This is a genomic window from Arenicella chitinivorans (assembly GCF_014651515.1).
Lineage (GTDB): Bacteria > Pseudomonadota > Gammaproteobacteria > Arenicellales > Arenicellaceae > Arenicella > Arenicella chitinivorans.
Genome location: NZ_BMXA01000004.1, coordinates 246,566 through 264,085, shown reverse-complemented (window position 1 = coordinate 264,085; position 17,520 = coordinate 246,566). Strand labels below are relative to the sequence as shown.

Annotated in this window: 19 protein-coding genes; 9 read left to right on the top strand and 10 right to left on the bottom strand. The window is 51.9% G+C overall.

Annotation, left to right across the window (positions count from 1 at the left end):
- The first annotated feature begins 6 nt into the window (after positions 1-6).
- The 8 genes from IE055_RS12950 to IE055_RS12915 all read left to right on the top strand — a co-directional run bounded on the left by IE055_RS12950 (position 7) and on the right by IE055_RS12915 (position 7,583).
- The gene (locus IE055_RS12950; protein ID WP_189401886.1) at positions 7-954 is read left to right on the top strand and encodes a chorismate transformation FkbO/Hyg5 family protein; all 948 of its coding nucleotides are present in this window, start codon (positions 7-9) and stop codon (positions 952-954) included.
- A gap of 9 nt (positions 955-963) precedes the next feature.
- Complete coding sequence (locus tag IE055_RS12945) at positions 964-1,740, top strand: lysophospholipid acyltransferase family protein (protein ID WP_189401883.1); 777 nt, start codon at positions 964-966, stop codon at positions 1,738-1,740.
- A 94-nt stretch (positions 1,741-1,834) separates the two neighbouring features.
- Entirely contained in the window at positions 1,835-2,077 is a 243-nt protein-coding gene (locus tag IE055_RS12940) for an acyl carrier protein (RefSeq protein WP_189401880.1), read from the top strand.
- Positions 2,078-2,080: 3 nt separating this feature from the next.
- The gene (locus tag IE055_RS12935; RefSeq protein WP_229794284.1) at positions 2,081-2,509 is read left to right on the top strand and encodes an acyl-CoA thioesterase; all 429 of its coding nucleotides are present in this window, start codon (positions 2,081-2,083) and stop codon (positions 2,507-2,509) included.
- Positions 2,506-3,192 (top strand): outer membrane lipoprotein carrier protein LolA, encoded by a 687-nt coding sequence (locus IE055_RS12930; protein WP_189401877.1) that lies wholly within the window; start codon positions 2,506-2,508, stop codon positions 3,190-3,192. The genes IE055_RS12935 and IE055_RS12930 overlap by 4 nt, the downstream gene beginning before the upstream one ends.
- Before the next feature lie 3 nt (positions 3,193-3,195).
- Positions 3,196-5,475, top strand: a complete 2,280-nt coding sequence (locus IE055_RS12925; protein ID WP_189401874.1) for an MMPL family transporter — start codon at positions 3,196-3,198, stop codon at positions 5,473-5,475.
- Positions 5,472-6,200 (top strand): 3-ketoacyl-ACP reductase FabG2, encoded by a 729-nt coding sequence (locus IE055_RS12920; RefSeq protein ID WP_189401871.1) that lies wholly within the window; start codon positions 5,472-5,474, stop codon positions 6,198-6,200. The genes IE055_RS12925 and IE055_RS12920 overlap by 4 nt, the downstream gene beginning before the upstream one ends.
- Positions 6,201-6,239: 39 nt before the next feature.
- A complete protein-coding gene (locus IE055_RS12915; RefSeq protein ID WP_268244546.1) occupies positions 6,240-7,583 on the top strand; it encodes an NAD(P)/FAD-dependent oxidoreductase in 1,344 nt (447 codons plus the stop codon).
- Between the two features lie 86 nt (positions 7,584-7,669).
- On the opposite strand, the gene IE055_RS12910 is transcribed toward IE055_RS12915, so the two are convergent.
- Positions 7,670-8,434, bottom strand: coding sequence for a hypothetical protein (locus tag IE055_RS12910; RefSeq protein WP_189401866.1), 765 nt, complete (start codon positions 8,432-8,434; stop codon positions 7,670-7,672).
- A gap of 156 nt (positions 8,435-8,590) precedes the next feature.
- Between IE055_RS12910 and IE055_RS12905 the strand changes: the two genes are divergently transcribed.
- Positions 8,591-9,484, top strand: coding sequence for a cupin-like domain-containing protein (locus tag IE055_RS12905; RefSeq protein WP_229794283.1), 894 nt, complete (start codon positions 8,591-8,593; stop codon positions 9,482-9,484).
- Here IE055_RS12905 and IE055_RS12900 read toward each other — a convergent pair whose 3' ends face one another.
- Genes IE055_RS12900 through IE055_RS12860 form a run of 9 tightly spaced genes read right to left on the bottom strand, consistent with a single transcriptional unit; the run spans position 9,485 to position 17,467 of the window.
- Positions 9,485-10,735 (bottom strand): beta-ketoacyl-ACP synthase, encoded by a 1,251-nt coding sequence (locus IE055_RS12900; protein WP_189401863.1) that lies wholly within the window; start codon positions 10,733-10,735, stop codon positions 9,485-9,487.
- 35 nt (positions 10,736-10,770) lie between these two features.
- Positions 10,771-11,211: a hotdog family protein gene (locus IE055_RS12895; RefSeq protein WP_189401860.1), complete on the bottom strand. Its 441-nt coding sequence runs from the start codon at positions 11,209-11,211 to the stop codon at positions 10,771-10,773.
- A complete protein-coding gene (locus tag IE055_RS12890; protein ID WP_189401858.1) occupies positions 11,211-12,164 on the bottom strand; it encodes a lysophospholipid acyltransferase family protein in 954 nt (317 codons plus the stop codon). Before IE055_RS12890 ends, IE055_RS12895 begins: the two co-directional genes overlap by 1 nt.
- A 13-nt stretch (positions 12,165-12,177) precedes the next feature.
- A complete protein-coding gene (locus IE055_RS12885) occupies positions 12,178-12,930 on the bottom strand; it encodes a glycosyltransferase family 2 protein (protein WP_189401856.1) in 753 nt (250 codons plus the stop codon).
- Complete coding sequence (locus tag IE055_RS12880) at positions 12,927-13,322, bottom strand: ApeI family dehydratase (RefSeq protein WP_189401854.1); 396 nt, start codon at positions 13,320-13,322, stop codon at positions 12,927-12,929. Before IE055_RS12880 ends, IE055_RS12885 begins: the two co-directional genes overlap by 4 nt.
- Before the next feature lie 3 nt (positions 13,323-13,325).
- The gene (locus IE055_RS12875; protein ID WP_189401851.1) at positions 13,326-13,919 is read right to left on the bottom strand and encodes a COG4648 family protein; all 594 of its coding nucleotides are present in this window, start codon (positions 13,917-13,919) and stop codon (positions 13,326-13,328) included.
- 3 nt (positions 13,920-13,922) lie between these two features.
- On the bottom strand, positions 13,923-15,494 hold the full coding sequence (locus IE055_RS12870) for an NAD(P)/FAD-dependent oxidoreductase (RefSeq protein WP_189401849.1): 1,572 nt from the start codon (positions 15,492-15,494) through the stop codon (positions 13,923-13,925).
- 3 nt (positions 15,495-15,497) lie between these two features.
- Entirely contained in the window at positions 15,498-16,298 is an 801-nt protein-coding gene (locus IE055_RS12865; protein WP_189401847.1) for a beta-ketoacyl synthase chain length factor, read from the bottom strand.
- Positions 16,295-17,467 (bottom strand): beta-ketoacyl-ACP synthase, encoded by a 1,173-nt coding sequence (locus tag IE055_RS12860; protein WP_229794282.1) that lies wholly within the window; start codon positions 17,465-17,467, stop codon positions 16,295-16,297. Before IE055_RS12860 ends, IE055_RS12865 begins: the two co-directional genes overlap by 4 nt.
- Between the last annotated feature and the right edge of the window lie 53 nt (positions 17,468-17,520).

Sequence of the window (17,520 nt, the reverse complement as noted above, 5' to 3'; positions counted from 1 at the left end):
TTCTGCATGTTGCAAAATTTCACTTCTACGCGTTCACCAGAGGAGCTGCTGGCCGAAGCGGATTCGCTGGCTGTTCTGCGATTTAACGAAAGTACCGAAACCACTCAATCGCTCATCGATACTCGAGTCGAATTACTCGGTGAACTCGGTGCGCCGTTTGAGGTTTGGAAGGTTGAAGATGCCAGTGTTGAACACGGCACAACGGGAAACTGCGTATGGGCTCGCACGAATACGCTCCAATTTACCGCGATCTCGGCGCCGCTGGCACAGGGCGATGACTTCGAGGCGACGGCATACGCGGTTTATCAAGAATTGTTGTCAGTAATTGAGACTTGCCCACACCCTGAGTTAGTTCGTTTTTGGAACTATATTCCCAACATTAATCATGGCGCGGGCGACAGCGAGAATTATAAACGCTTTTGCACAGGTCGTTTACGTGCCTACAGCAAGCATCATCTTCAAGACTTGCAATTCCCGGCGGCGTCGGCTGTTGGTCATTATGGCACTGGCATCACGGTGTACGCATTGACGGCATCTACATCCGCAGAGCACCATGCTAATCCACGTCAAGTGGACGCGTTTAAGTATCCACGCCAATATGGCCCTAGCAGCCCTTCGTTCGCGCGGGCAACCACAATAGAACTCAATGAGCAGCGCCTGTGCTTTATATCTGGCACTGCCAGCATCTTGGGTCACAGCTCGGTACATCAAGGCGACCTGCGCCTTCAGTTGTATACCACCAACGACAATATTCTGTATCTACTCAAAGAGACCGGATTCAAGGCCAGCCAAATTCGCACTCTGCGTGTTTATCTTCGTCACAAATCCGACTTAGAAGCGTGCCAAGGCATCGTTGCCGAGTTATTTCCCGGCACCACTGTGCTGTACACCCATGCGGATATATGTCGCGCAGATCTGCTAGTCGAAATCGAATGCTTCTGCGTCGACGAGTGATGCCCTCACATGGCTGCCCTGTCTTTCAATCACTACTGGCGTATTGTTGCCGCTGGATTTAGTTACGTGCTGTTTGGTCTGGGCGCGTTGCTGCCTGGGCTCTACATTCTGGTTCTGGGTGTGTTGCCACTCGATACAAAGTCACGACAGCGCAAGGTTCGACGTGTCATCCAAAAGCTTTGCTACGTCTACATAAATATCATGCAGGGTCTTGGGCTGATGCAATACACAGTCCATGGCGCGCCCCCTAAGGATCTGCAGGGTCACATGGTGATTTCCAATCACACTATGTTGATCGATGCCTTGTTTGCACTGGCACTGGTGGAAAATCTTTGTTGTGTGGTAAAAGCCAGCTTGTGTCATAACGTCTTTACACGTGGGCCTATCCGGCTGGCGGGTTACATTCCCAACAACGACCCAGGTTTGGTCAACCTGGCCGCAACTAAGCTCGATGGCGGTGAAAACCTGTTGATTTTCCCGGAAGGCACGCGCAATCAATACGACTTGCAATTGGACTTTAAACGCGGTGCAGCCAACATTGCCGTGATTAGCGATGCCCCGATTCTGCCCATACTAATGTGCTGCTCGCCGCGTGCCCTAGGAAAAGACAAAAAGTGGTATCAACTCCCCCCAGTTAAATCACAGATTACGATTGAATTTCACCCTGTTCTGCGCGTCACCGATTGCATAGACACCAGCGAGCCGCGCACGCGCCAGTATCGTAAATTGACGCAATGGCTGCGCGACTACTATCACGACGCTGTGTCGCGTGTGACACAGCGCTGAACGCGTGCCCGAACCGAGCTAATTTATCGGCGGCGAGCGCAAAACTTGGTGCTATAATTCGCCGCTAAAAGTTCCATCTTTGAGCTACCTACTTATGCCACACAGCAAGCAAGAAGTGCTTGATCACATCAATGGCGTGTTGATTGAGCTGTTTGAGATTGACAAAGAAAAACTGGTGCCAGAAGCCCGGTTATACGACGATCTCGACATCGACAGCATTGACACCATTGACCTGTTGATTGAATTGAAAAAATTCGTTGGGAAAGACATTGATGCCGACGCATTTATTGATGCGCGAACCATCGACGAAGTCGCCGAAATCATCCACAAAATGTAGCCCATGCTGCGCACCAGCTTTGACATGGAAGTGCCGTTCTACGATGTGGATGCTTATCGTATCGTTTGGCACGGCAACTACCCCAAATATTTCGAAGTTGCGCGCTGCCAGCTATTAGAAGCGATCGGCTACCCCTATGAAAAGATGGAACAAAGCGGGTATTTCTTCCCCGTTATCGACCTTCACACTCGGTATGTCAAACCCATTGTTTTCAAACAGAAGATCCAAGTGAGCGCCATGTTACGAGACTGGGAAAATAAGCTCGTTATCGACTATGTAATCATCGACCTAGACACTGGCCAGCGTCTCACTAAAGGTCGCACGCAGCAAGTAGCGGTGTTGATGCCGGATAACATTACCCAGTTCCAGAGTCCACCAGAACTGATCCAACATATCGAAGCTGCGTTGCGAAATACCACGGAGCAGGGATGAGAATCCAGCACGTGGTCTTCGCTGCACTTGTTAGCTACTGGTCAAGCACCAGTTTGGCTGAATCGACAGCCGCTGAAGAACGCCTACCACTGCCCACCACCGCCTGCAGTTATGCCGGTAATTTTAACCAAGCTCGATTTTTAAGTGGGATCGACGAGCCAATTCAGACTGAGGGACACTTTTACTTTCATTGCGAGTACGGCGTGGTATGGGCAACACAGAAACCGGTTAGTGACGCGCTGATCGTGCATCGAAATGGTCGTGGACTCCAAGTCAACGCGGATCAAGGCGCACAAAAACTAACCTCTCGACAAAGCAAGTTTCTCGGCCAATTACTCACCACCCTGATGTCGGGCGATCAGGCCGCGCTGCAGGATTTATTTCAGATTTCCGCTCTAGATACAGCGCACCGATACCGACTGACGCCCCGCCAACGTAAACTCAAACGCGGAATTCAATACCTTGTGTTGGATCTGGCGCAATTGCAAGTCGGGCTGGATCAGAACGACAACACACCGAGTGGCGCTTCATTGGGTATCGAAATCCTCGATCGCAACCATCAAACTACGCGCATTGCAGCCACCCAACAACAGCAATTCGAACCGACCGAACACGCAGCCTCACAGTGCCAGTCTCTCGCAAACCTGACCGACGAGTATTGCGATTTGCTGTTCGGGTTGTAAACCATGTTTTTGACCAGCGCACGTTTGGCTTTTTTGGTGCTCATTACAGCAAGCATCTGGCTCCTGATCCAGACGGGACTCGATTGGAATATCGATACCGATCTAGCCGATCTCTCGCCGCGTACACAACAAAATGCAGCCACCAAAGCCGCCACCGATGCTCTGCGCGAGAATATCGAACAACGCATTGTGCTGTTGCTTCAAGGTCAGGAAGATAATCTCTATGCAGCCGATACCACCTTACGTAACGCGCTGTCCGACTATCCCAATCTGCGCGTAATTCCGGACTCCGACACTTTATCCGAGAAACTGATCACACAACTCAAACCGTTTCGTTTTCATTTGCTGACACCTGACCAACGCGCACGGTTGGCAGCACAATCAATCGAATCTGTGGTGGCTGGCGCTGAACGTGCGCTCTACAGCAATACCGATCTAGTACGGCTATACCCGTTCCACGACGACCCGTTTGGACTGCATAGTCAGACCCTTTTGAGCTTGATTGATGCAGACAAATTTGACGACGAAGCGTTGACGGCGCTGCCGCTGCAACTCGCCATTACCCGTGGCGCTTTGGATATGCGCGCCCAGCAAGCACTTAACCAAAGTCTAGACCAACTACTGACAGACGTCGCGGAGCGCAACCAGGTCCAAATCGATCGCTCTGGGGTATTCTTCTTCGCGGCTGACGCTGCCAGCCGGTCGAAGCAGGACATCACTCTAATCACAACCGGCTCCACCATCGGTGTGGTGCTGTTGTTGTTACTGGTGTTTAGATCGGTGAGCGCCCTGATCTTACCGGTGATCTCCGTGCTGTTTGGCGTCGGTTTTGCGTTTTTGTTTACGCATACCGTGTTCGGCAAAATTCACGTGCTCACCATTGTGTTTGGCGCCAGTCTGATTGGCATCGTCATTGATTACTCGCTGCATTATTTTTATCACGGCGCTCGCGAGTCAGCACCGTCTGAGAAACGCGCCTTAATACGCGCCCTTGGGCTAAGTCTGGCAACGTCGCTGATCGGTTATGCAGCACTGGGATTTTCGAGCGTAATGGCATTGCAAAAAGTCGCAGTATTTTCGTGCGCCGGCCTGGTCATGGCGTGGTTAAGCGTCGTATGCCTTGGTGATCTGGCACTACGACGACCGATCCACACTGAGAAACGTGTGCTTCCCAGCGTGGTTACGGGCTGTTTACGTATGGTCCAGGTTTTGAGTGGTCGGCAATGGGCCGGAATCGCGCTGATCGTGATCCTACTAGGTGTGTTGCTGGCATTGCGTCCTGACACATATGCCGACAGTCCGCGCGTGTTTTTTACGCCACCACCGGCACTCCTCGACAGCGAACGACGCGTGGCGGCAGCTACCAGTGATTATGAACCAGGACGCTATCTCCTTCTGCACGGGGAAACCACTGAACAAGTGTATCGGCACTACGCGCAGCTAGTATCGCGTATTCACGCGTCGGCGTCCTATCAGCTAGACCAGTTCACAAGTCTACTGACCTGGGTACCGGCACCAGAAACACAAGCCAAAAACTATGCCGCGTTGGCACCTATGTATGATAATGAAGGCGCAGCAGCTTTATTGTTTAAGCGTCTTGGCCAAACAAATGGCGCCGCGACCATCACGCATGCCTACCAGCAAGCGGCAGAAAACATACTTACCCCGGCTCGGTTAATGGCGATGTTTGACTCACAGCTGCCACCGTTGTGGCATCAAGATTCAAGCCACACTGTCACCTTTGTGTTGATTCACAAGGGCGTGGATACCACTGGGCTGGAGGCGTTGGTGGCACCATTAAGTGGCGTAGAATACGTCAACTCCTTAGAACGCACGGAAGCTGCTTTGCAACAGCAACGCTTGTCCGCATTACGCCTATTAATTCTGGCCTACGTATTTATTGCGTTATTGATGTTGCTGCGTTTTCGTCATTGGCGCGCGCTGTGGCTGGTGGTAATTCCCGCCGCTGCCACCGCCATGCTTTACCTAGCGAGTGCCGTGCTCGGCTTTGCGCTAAATTTGTTCCATGTGATGGCGCTGTTTCTGGTGTTGGGTTTTGGCATGGACTACGCCATTTTTGTGCATGAACTAAAGCAGCACGCACGCATCACCCTACAGGCAATTTTACTCTCAGCCGTGACTAGTTTGTTATCATTTGGCCTACTGGGTCTGAGCAGCATCACCGTGGTGGCCAGTTTTGGTGTCACCTTGCTGATCGGCAACTTATTTAATCTTTGCGGCGCACTGGTGTATGCCCGCACACAATCCACTGCAATAGCATGAGCACAAAACGCGTATTAGTCACTGGCGCCAGTCGTGGTATCGGCGCCGCCACCGCCATTGAATTAGCCCGTCAGGGTTTCGATATCGCCGTTCATTATCACAGCAACCAGTCCGCAGCTGAGGCTGTTAGTGCTGAGATTACCGCCCTGGGGCAAACCGCCACCACAGTCCAGTTTGACGTTGGCAATCGTGAAGCTACGCGCCAAGCGCTGGAAGCTGAAATACTACAGCATGGCGCTTTCTACGGCGTGGTGTGTAATGCAGGCATTGCCCAAGATGGCGCGTTTCCTGCCTTGCAGGATGCGCAATGGGATTCAGTCATTCACACTAATCTGGACGGTTTTTACAATGTATTACACCCACTGGTCATGCCGATGATTCGGTTACGCCAAGGCGGCCGGATCGTCACCTTATCGTCGGTATCTGGTTTAATTGGAAACCGTGGACAAGTTAACTACAGCGCCGCCAAAGCCGGCATTATCGGCGCCACCAAAGCACTGGCCATCGAATTAGCGAAACGCAAAATTACCGTCAACTGTGTGGCTCCCGGGGTCATCGAAACTGACATGACTGAAACCATCCACGAGGAAGAAGCCAAGAAAATGATTCCAATGGGGCACTTTGGTCAACCACAAGATATCGCGGCAGCGGTAGCGTACCTAATGTCAGACTCCGCGGCCTATGTCACCCGCCAGGTACTGAGTGTGAACGGCGGAATGTGTTAGGCTCGAGATTCTGGCTCTGAACTGCTTTCACATTTTCTAATGGTCGAACGTGTAGCAATAATAGGTGCCGGTCCCGCAGGTTGCGCGCTCGCATGCATGCTGACCGAACGCGGTATTCAAACCACGGTTTTTGACAACGACAAAACGCCATCGTTGTTGGTTGGTGAATCACTGGTTCCGGCAGTGATTCCAATATTACGCCGACTCGGAATCGAAGACCGCGTGGCTGCCATATCGCATGTCAAACGCGGTGCGGCTTTACGACACGGAAACGGCAACCGTGTCGATTTCGAGTTTCGAACCTTTGGCAAGGACTACCCGGACTACTCTTACAATATTCCCCGCCCCGGTTTTGATCGTCTTATACGAGCCCGTGCTGGCGAACTTGGCGTGCGGTTCGTGAATCACAAGGCCCGCGTAGAGAAAGTCGATAATAACGCGGATCGCGAACTGGTGCTGAGCTCGGACAGCCTCGCTGCTGCGGGCTATCCGCCACACTCACCACCAGAACTGCTAGTGGATGCCACAGGTCGGTCACGCTTATTCAGTCGCAAGCTGGGTATTTCGGCACGGCGAGGGCCGCGCAACGACATCGCGCATTTTGCCCATTTTCGTAATTTTGTAGCTGATTCGGCATTGCCTGGACAAGTCGTGCTCTCGGTACTGCGTTGCGGTTGGTCATGGCAAATACCGTTGAGCGACTCACTGACTTCGGTTGGCGTCGTACTCGACAAACATGCCGCTCAACACTACGGTGACTCTGCCGCCGAACGCATCGAAAGTGTGATCGACGACAATCCCATGCTGCAACTGGCTGGCTCAGGTCGCGAACGGGTCAGCGAGGTTATGACCTACAGCAATTATCAACTGATCAGTAACCAGGCCTATGGCAAGGGATGGATTCTGTTGGGTGATGCGCTCGGATTTGTTGATCCGATGCTATCCCCGGGTGTCTTTATGGCACTTGAATCTGCCGCGGTGATGGATGAATTCGTGTTTTCGACAGCCAATAACAACTTTGCAACCGGCGCGCACGCGTATTATGACCATATGCTCGATTGGCATGACGCTTGGAGTAAATTGATAGCGTATTTTTATGATGGCCGTCTGCTCAGTATGGGCGCCATGCGAAACCATATTCGACAACATGCGGGGCCTTTCTCCATCAGCCGTTACGCGGAGCCAATCGTGAGTCGCGCGCTATCACAACTGGTTTCCGGCGTGAAGACGCGTAGCCGCCTTGCGCAGGGGGTCCTGCACCATTCTTGCAACCACTTGATCAAAGACCCAGAGGTTCCACAACAAAATAGGATTCGCAGTAACCTGATTGAGACGGAATGCTCAATTCGCTCTTACGCAACCAATCGACTACGGGCTAAATAAACGCGCAGATCTTTCGCATTTTGACCGACACCCGATTCTATTTCGTGGAGACCGGGTAGTTGCCCACATCAAGCCACCCGCCAAATTTACAGATACGCCGCATACTTTTTAGCGTATTTACGCAACTTTCCCACCTTGGCATCACGCGCTATTTGGTTCAGTAACGGCTTGGCATCGCGGTTGCCGGACTCTGCCATCGCTTTGATTAACCAGGCAATGGCGTCTACTTGTGCTTCATTACCAGCATTGACCTGCGTCCATTCTTTGCTTAAGCGTTGCTGTGCCAAACTAACCAAGTTCGGGTCGTTTTTATGACCAAAATACACCCGCTTGGCCCCCATGCGCACCAATTCATAATCGCTTGCATTGAGCATGTTAACAACCCGCGTTTCTTCCAATTGACCGGCAGGTGCAAACTCCAATCCAGCTGCTATGACGGGATTCCAGGCCTGGTACTTTGCCAAGCGCACCAGCGCCAGTTTGGCATGTTTACGTACTTTCTTGGATTTGGCGCGTTTACTGGTTTCAGTCAATAGCGGACGAAATTCAGGGTTTCCCGATAAAGCCAGGGTTTTGGCATACCAGGATGCTCGTTCAACGTCACGTTTGTCTTTGCTGTGACGCAGTGTCACCAACGCGTCCGCCACCGGACCATACACCGCTTTGGCGGTATAACCAGCCCAGATCAGGGTATCCATTTTTTCGCGCTGCAGTACAAAGTTGTCACCAGTGAATGCGGCATTATATGCCGCGACTTCTGCATCAATATCAGCTTTGGCTGCGTCAGCGTTAAAGCTAAAACAGATCAGTGACAGGGCGATTACGAACAGTAAAGGGAAAGACTTCAGCATGACAGCTCCATGTAAACGAGATAGCGAGAGATCCGATTATATCGCGAGTCATACTCGAGCAGCAGCGGATGATGAATTTTAGCGGTGCCCTATTTCGAAATAAGGTAGAATTTTAGTCTTACGAAACAACGTGCGCACTCCCACCGGCCCCCATTCGTGACCCATAAAATTAATACCCAACCGGTTCCTCGTTGTGCCGGGCTATCAACCGAGGAATTTGTTGGTGATTATAAGGATCCACAGCAACCAGTCATTCTTCCGGATCTGACGCGCGACTGGGTGGCGCACGAGAAATGGTCACTGGCGTACTTGAAACAAGTCGCTGGCGAGCAAATCGTACCGGTTTACAGCAGCTTACCCGCCAAAGGCAAACAACATCAACACGCCGCTGAACGGCACCTAAGACTCGCCGACTACCTCGACTTGCTCGAGGCTGGTGAAAACGATTTACGCATGTTTTTCTACAATCTGTTGGAAAACGTACCAAGGATGCTAGCGGACTTTGATTATCCTGATCTAGGGATGAAATTTTTTCGTCGTTTGCCTGTGCTGTTTGTCGGTGGGCGCGGCGCTAAAGTGCAGATGCATTACGATATTGACCTCGCTAACCTGGTGCTTTGTCATTTCGGTGGCCCAAAACGCGTGTTGTTGATACCGCCCGAGCAGACACACTTGATGTACAAGGTGCCCTTTTCATTCAGTGCTTTGCACGCGGTCGATTTTGACCAGCCAGACTTTGAAGCCTACCCCGCGCTCGCGCATTTACAAGGACAAGTTGCCCATTTACAACATGGTGATGCATTGTTCATCCCATCTGGCTATTGGCATTTTATCGAATATCAGGACATCGGCTTTTCTATGACCTTGCGCTCCATGCCAACACGTTTTCAGGATCGCGCCACACTCTTAAAAAACATATTTGTAACGCGCACCGTGGAAGGTGTCATGCGACGAGTGTTAGGCCAGCGCTGGAATGATCGCAATGAACGACTTGCGGTGACTCACACTCATCGTGCACTCGCGCGACAGCAGGCCTTGTTCAGCAAGTAATTACAACGCTTCAGCGCTGCGCACAATCAAGGATGTATTGATGCCACCAAACGCAAAATTATTGGTCATAAAGGTGGTGGCTTTCAGTTCACGCGGTTCACCCATCACATAGTCCAAGTCTGCACAGCGCTCGTCAATGTCGGTGAGATTCAAGGTTGGCGCCAGCCAGCCCTCGTCCATCATGTTTAAACTGGCCCACAGTTCAAACGCGCCACACGCTCCCAGTCCATGCCCGGTATAGCTTTTTAATGAATTGATCGGCTTCTTACCTACCACATCGTAAGTTGCGTGACTTTCAAACACATCACCGTGATCTGTGGCCGTAGCATGGGCGGAGACAAAATCAATATCGCTTGGCTGCAAACCAGCGTCTTCCATCGCCAACTCCATCACCCGTTGCATCGTGGCCTGTCGTGGACGCACGATATGCCCCCCATCGGTATTGGTGCCATACCCTATAATTTCCGCCAAAATTGGGGCACCCCGAGCGATGGCGTGCTCATAGGACTCCAAGATCAACGTCGTGGCACCCTCGCCTAAAACCAAACCGTCACGCGATTTGTCAAACGGGCTTGGTGCGGTTTCCGGATTATCATTTTTGAGGCTGGCTGCAAAAATAGTATCAAACACAGCTGCTTGCGTGACACACAGCTCCTCAGCACCGCCCGCGATCATGGCAAGCTGTTGCCCAGCACGAATAGCTTCATAGGCGTAACCAACACCTTGACTGCCCGCGGTACACGCGCTTGAGGTGGTATACATTCGGCCTTGGGTACCAAAATACACACCGATGTTCACCGCCGCGGTATGGCTCATCATGCGAATGTAAGTTGTGGTAGTCACATCTTCCATTGACTGTTCTGACAGCAGTTTGAAGAATTCCATCCCCGCTGCACTACTGCCGGTGGCGGACCCAAAGCTGACACCCATATCTCCGCTTTGGACTAAAGGATCGCCCAACAGCCCCGCCTGTTCCAACGCACGCTCGGTAGCCAGCACGGCCATACGTGCAACACGTCCCATCGGCCGCTTTTGTTTGGCTCGAAAATGTTTAGGTAACTCAAAATCAGCTACTGGTGCAGCCAAGCGCGTCCGCAGCTCTGGGTACTGATCCCATTCATGCATATAGCGCACGGCGTTCTTCTTTGCCAACAGACTACTGCGAACCTCACCCCACGTATCACCCAAAGGAGATATGTTGCCTGCACCGGTGATGACCACTCGCTGTGGACTACGCAAATTTTGCTTCATGGTTGGTTGATCCCCTAATTATGTTCGCTTGCCGCTCAATCCAACGGTCGGCGATACACCGACAACAGGGCATTCGCCATTTGTTCGCCGGTTATTTCATCGCATATTGTACAGTTAAACGTCGCCAGACTCTCACCAACTAGCGCCGCTTGCTCACAGCGCACGCGCAACGTGTGGCCTAGGACAAAGTAGGCTGCGTCAGATTGATACCGACGCGACCCCATCAAGAATCCAAGGTGCGGCCGACACAGACCTTCACGCTGTTGATAGCCAGCAATCAATGCGGCGGTTTGTCCCATGTATTCCAATCCAATCCAAGCCGGTACGCCCAATTCGGTTGCAAAAGGTGTGTCGACATCGATGAATACTCGGGATTCTGAACTTTGTTGGCTGACTTCCAGCAACTCATTGATCAACAACATCGGTTCACGATGTGGAATAAGTTGTTTGATCTCGTGGTCAAATCGCTGGCTCATTATGTCGTTGGCTCCGCCCAAAAATCGTAGAAGTTAAACCATTGATACGGCGCGTGCGCCAGCTGCTGTTCCAACATCGTGGCAAACCGTTGTGCATGGGCCTGTAGATTGACTGCGCGGTCTGCACGGCCCAACGTAACCCGATCAGCAAACGTCTCGACTTCAAAATAGACTGGTTTGTTGGGGGCAAAATAATCGCAGTATGAAAACATTAGCTTCACCGGACACCCCAAACCCTGCGCGAGCATATACGGCCCGATTGGAAAATGCGCGGTACGCCCCAGAAACGTCACCTCGACTGTGCGCGCCTGCCCAGTAAGCGGTATACGATCACCAGCGATAAACACCCATTCGCCAGTATCAATTTTGTTCTTGATGGTGAGCATGGTCGGGATATCGAACTCTTCCACCTGAAAGATATTCAAGCGCGAATCCGGATTCAGTTGCTGCATCACCGTGTTGTAATTCTCAGAATGTTTGTCGTGCACCAGAATGTTGATTAACTTATCTCGGTAGCGATGCATAAACCCACGACAGTACTCCAAGTTGCCCATGTGTGAGCCGATGATTAATTGGCCACGGGTATCGGCCATGAGCTCGTCAATCCGCTCTGGGTGAGCAACCCGAAACTGATCTGCGTTGATCTCAACACTCCATGAAAGCAGCTTATCGACGACCGTTTGCGCGAACACGTATAAATGCTTACAGGTGTCCCATAAGGTTGGTGGACGCGACCAAAACGTCGGGTAACACGCGTAATGTGCGTGCAAAAACTGTTGTGAGCTACGGCGGGATGTAGGCCGAAACAACACAAAATACGCCACGGTCGGCCATAAACAGAATGACACTAACCAGCGGCCAAAAATGCGGTGCACAAAATGCAGGAAACGCAGCCCAAAAAGCGTACCAGCCTCACGCATTGACGCCCAGTGCGCTCGTTGTACTGGTCTCACAGATTGTCTCACTTTAAGCACCCACCAGGCGTCGAACGCGCGACCCCAGTCGTATCGGCAAACGCACCAACATGCCACACATTAGGCGCGTATGCAGCCAGATCAAGCGTAGATTGTCTTGTAGGTAATGAAAATGTGACACGCTGTTTTCAAGGTAGACCACCTGCGTTTCAATAAACCTAACCGGAATGCCTTCCCACACCGATTTCACTAAGATATCGGTATCAAAATCCATTCGTTTACCGATGTGATATTTGTCCTGCACCAATTCAAACTCGGTTAAGGGGTACACACGAAAGCCGCACAAACTGTCTTTAATTGCCAACGTGCCGGTCTCCAGCGCTACCCAAAAATCGGTAACCTTGCGACCGTAAACCCTTGCCTTCGGCGCGCTGTCGTCAAACTGCGGCGCGCCAGAAATAATTGCCTGCGGATTAGCTTGGCTTAATTGCAAAAATCCTGGCACATCCGCGGTGTCGTGCTGCCCATCGGCGTCTATCTGCAGCATGTGTGTAAACCCGCCCATGCGCGCGGCATGCGCACCGGTCCACATGGCGGCGCCTTTTCCACGATTGACTTGATGGGTTACGAGTTGAATTTCCGGATAATCCGCAAGTGCTGACATCAGGCCCTGCAAGCTTTCAGGCTCACTGCCATCATCGACCACAATACACGGCAGCGCCAATGCCGCCAGTTTGGGTAAAAATGCCGAGAATGCAGCCACATGATTGTAATGCGGAACCACCAAGCAACAGTGATAATTCATTGTCTGTCTCCCGACTTGAACACCAATACACCGCTGGAAAAATATTGCTCTTGCGTTGCGTAACTGAACTTGAGTTGGGATTTCTCAGCGTGGAAATCTAGGGTTAGGCGGAGCCATGTGTTGGGTAGAACCATGCTGTTGAACTTCAAACTTTTGAGTTCCGTAAATGCCCCAACGGCAAACAAACGAGCCGCCAGCTCCCCTACCCAATGGACTTGCACAACCCCCGGCAACACTGCCTGTTGAGGAAAATGGCCGGCAAAATAACGCAAGTCGTCGGGCACTTCCAACTCTATTATCGCCTGATCTGACCGTTGCACTAGGGCATGAAAACGTGGCCATTGCGCGGCATCTAACTGCGCGTTCAACTGTTCGGGAGTGATGGAAGGCATGGGTTAACTCGAACTTGGCGGTTCGTTTTGATTATTCTGTGCGTATCGTTTTTTGTAGAAATGCCGGAACACCAACTCGGCCAAGGCAAATAAACCGAATATTATGTAGGCAATCGCACCATTATAAAGTGTCCATTGCGCCAGTGAAAGGCAGCAAGCGGTGTACGCCGCCACCCCAGCATTCACCAGTAACAGGAGACTCCAGGCTTTCGTCAGCTCTCGCATATAACGCTTTTGATGCGGCTCAATGCGTGTGACGCGCAAACTTGCAAAGCGCTCAACCAAGCTGGTTTCAGCACACAAAGAAATGGCGAAGAAAATTGAAAACCCCAGACTCATGGCCACCGGGTAATAGCGTAGAATGGTCTCGCTGTCACGCCAAGCGGCTAATAGGCAAAGTGACCCTACCAAGGCTAACTGTGCATATTGCTCCGGCATTCGATATTGGCCACGAAGAACCACCCGACCCAACAACAAAGCAAACAAAACCAGCGACAAGCTGGCCGGACCAAAGGCGTTTAGCCCGGTGTATACGACAAATGGGTAGACTGCGGTGGCAATCGCGATCGCAGCAAACAAAGCCAACTTAAATCGCATAGACTACGCCAACACCACGTGCCGGTAGTCACCAAACACGGCGCGCTCGCTCTCACTGATGTGATTCGACGCGTCATCCTGCAACATGGCTTGCGTAGATTTGGCGACTTGTTCGAGCAAAACAATGTTATCCACCATGTCCTGCAGGGTATCGTCTGAGTCAGACTCGAGTACCTGATTAAAATGTTTCAGGCACGGTACCGTAAACTGATCCATAAACACCCCTTGAGTTGGCAACACCAGGCGTTTACGGGCGCGTTCACGAAAGGCAGCCTGTACGGATTGATTTAGCATCTGCGCCTGCTTCAACGGGCGATTGAGTTGCCGCATAAGATCGACGTCGGTCATCGCATTGCGGAAAAACAACAAACTCAAGACACCCCAGTAATAGGCATAATCCCACACTAATTTGAGGGCCATCATGCGTCGATCGCCAAAGCCACCATACTCACCGGTGTACAACGATAACGTGCTGTCGAAAAACGATTGATTAATGGAATCAAACAACCGGCTCTGTAATCGGATATCGCGGCCGGCAAAATCATCACTAATCAGTTGCGTCAAAAAACAATTATTAAACGCTATGAAATCACTGCCTGGCGAATAAAATGGGTCGGCAAACACGCCGGCCTCACCAGTGAGGCCCCAACCTTGATCCGAAAATAATTGCTTACAGCTCTGCGCGTAATCGCGGATCACAACATAATCTAACACCTTGGCATCGGCGATTTCCTCCGCACAACGTGGATGATGTTGTTGTAGCCAGGCAAGCGTATTGGCAAAAGTCGAGAAGTCGTGCGCTTCAAATGCTTGATCGTCCATCACAACGCCAATACTGGTCGCACCGTTGTCCAACGGTATAATCCAGACCCAATAGCCAGGCCCCATCAAATGATTGGTACTTAGCCAGCGTGTATTAGCTTGCTTTATACGCGCCTGCCAATCGGCATCGGTTGACCAGGCATCCAGCTTGATTTGTTTATCCACACGAAACCACAAGGCATTGCCTTTGTGCGGGTTAGGCTTAGCCAGACCCAATTGCCGCTTTACCAGTGCCTGCCGGCCAGCAGCATCCACCAACCAAGGCGCCTGAATCACCTGCTCGCCGTGGGGTCCTTGTACGGTGACGCGCTTTTGTTTCTCTCGAACATCCAACGAGGATGTCGTCACGCCATCGAGTACCGTGACACCGCGCTCGACAAGCGCCTGTTGCAGGTGGTTTTCGATCGCACCCCGATCGATTTGATAGGTTGGAATCCCAAATAGCTCACTGACACCGAGTTCATCTTGCCGGCTAAAATCCGACTGCGGGTTACCGAAAAAGCAACGCAATCCGTGCTTTCGCAAATGACGGTCTGTGAAATGCTGCCCCATGTTCAAGGTATTTTTTAGGTAGCGCGAGCCTATTTCGACCGTGGACTCTCCAACCTTGGCAGTTTTTTCCGGTACAGGAAACTGATTGCGCTCGATCACCACAATGTCTAACGCCGGGTTGGCCTGATGCAACTGGTAGGCCAAACTCAAGCCGGCCAAACCGCCGCCAGCGACGATCACGTCTTTGTGTAAAGTCCTCATGCTTCAACTAACACGCGTGACAGTCACGGCAGTGGCAGAACTCAACGGCATGGTGACAGAGTCTAGCCCTCCGGTGAGCATGTCCAATATACAAAGTACCCGCGCAACTGGATTTGATTGATAACAGTCCTGTAGCTCACCTGGCCAGTTAGCAGACGGCCAGGTTGCGGCCTCTGTCATCACGCTGGCAGACCAGACCGGTGACCCCGCTGGTGACAAGCTCTCTGGGGCAATCACCAGCGACACTGAAAACGGATACGGATTCTTTAAGAGTGGCTGCAAGACAGCGGATACGGGCGCATCATAAAACGTCATCAACAGAGGACGTTGTTCCTCCTCAGCCTGAATCAAGGCTTCCACCAATGTCAGAGACACCGATTCGTCGAATCCGGCGACCGAATTCGCTGCTTCCGTACAGCCGGTGCTGATGGTCCAGTATCCCGCCGCAGCGTTGTGTACTGAATTGTGAAACTTGGTTGGTGACAAAGCTTTATTATCGCTCGCAAGCACGGTACACATATAGTCTGTCAGCGCGGTATCACCTAGGCCGGACACGAAGACACAGCCAACCTCCGCTGGGTCAAGTTTTGCTGCTGCACAGGCCTGCGCGGAAGTCTCCACTGCCAAGCGCACCGGCAATGGCGCACGTCGGCGTTCATTGGCGGGGATTAAGGCTGGCTTTGGTCCTTTGCTGCCATCGTCTTCAATGGGTTTACCAGCCATTAATTCTTGAAGCTCGGGCCAACTGCGCGCGGTTAATCCCCATGCGCCAATACCGAGTACGCTGAAGTTAAATTCACTCATGCCACGCTCCCAAAGACAAGACAGCAATTGTTGCCACCAAAACCGAATGAATTCGACAACACGTAGTGCATGTCACGGGTGATATTGTCAGCCTGCACCGACAAATCGAGTTCGTGATCCAGCTCCGCCAGATTCAACGAACCTGGAATAACCCCGCGCTGTAACGCATCCACTGCAATCAAGGCCTCGGTAATACCTGCGGCACCTAAGGTATGTCCCATCCACGCTTTGGTGGAAGAAACTTGGGTTGATTTTGGGAATAATTTACCGATCAGCTGGCCTTCGATCAAATCGTTGGCGCGACTCGAGGTGCCGTGCAGGTTTATGTAGTCTATTTGTTCCGGGCGCAACTGCGCTCGTGTTAGCGCCTGCTGCATGGCCAATCTGGCGCCCAATCCATCGGGATGTGGATGCGACATATGATGCGCGTCTGAACTTTCACCATAGCCGAGCAAGCGAATACCGCTGTCTGCGTAACCGTCGCCTGCTCGCACCAGGATCGCGAAACCACTGGCTTCACCGAGATTGATTCCGTCACGGTGTTGATCTAATGGTCGGCACTGGTTTGGCGACACCAGTTGCAATGAATCGAATCCATGCAACACGCTTAAACACAGTGTGTCGACACCACCCACCAGCACGGCATCGACGATGCCAGCCCGCAGCCAGCGCGCACCGGTCGCAAATACCTTAGCGCTGGATGAACAAGCGGTGTTGATGGTCAGCGCCGGGCCGGTGATGCCGGTCAAATGTGCCATATACAAGCTGGGCGCATGGGGATTGTGAACTAAGGGTTGGCGATACGGTAAGCTCAACGCCCCATCCTCGAGGTGACGGTAGGCCGCTTCAGTACGGTCAATACTTGATGTGCTTGAGCCCATCACAATTCCGAGTCGCTGCGACCCCAGCGATGACTTCAGATTCTCTACGTGCGTGGCAATCGTGCCTTGCTGGTAACCCAGATGCGCTAAGGCATTATTACGGCTCTGCCAATCACCTAAGTTAATGTCTTCAACCCCGGGCACACGACCGATCCAGGTTGTTAGATCCGACCCAGGCATGTCATTTTTACGTAATCCGCTGGTTTGCGTATCGATCGATTGCCGCAACGCGCCGATATCGACGCCCGCCGCCGAGGTTGATTGGTAATCTAATAAACGAATGTCCATAAGGTACGCCATTCTCAGGATGGCTATAGTCAATTAAACGTGGCACTGATATT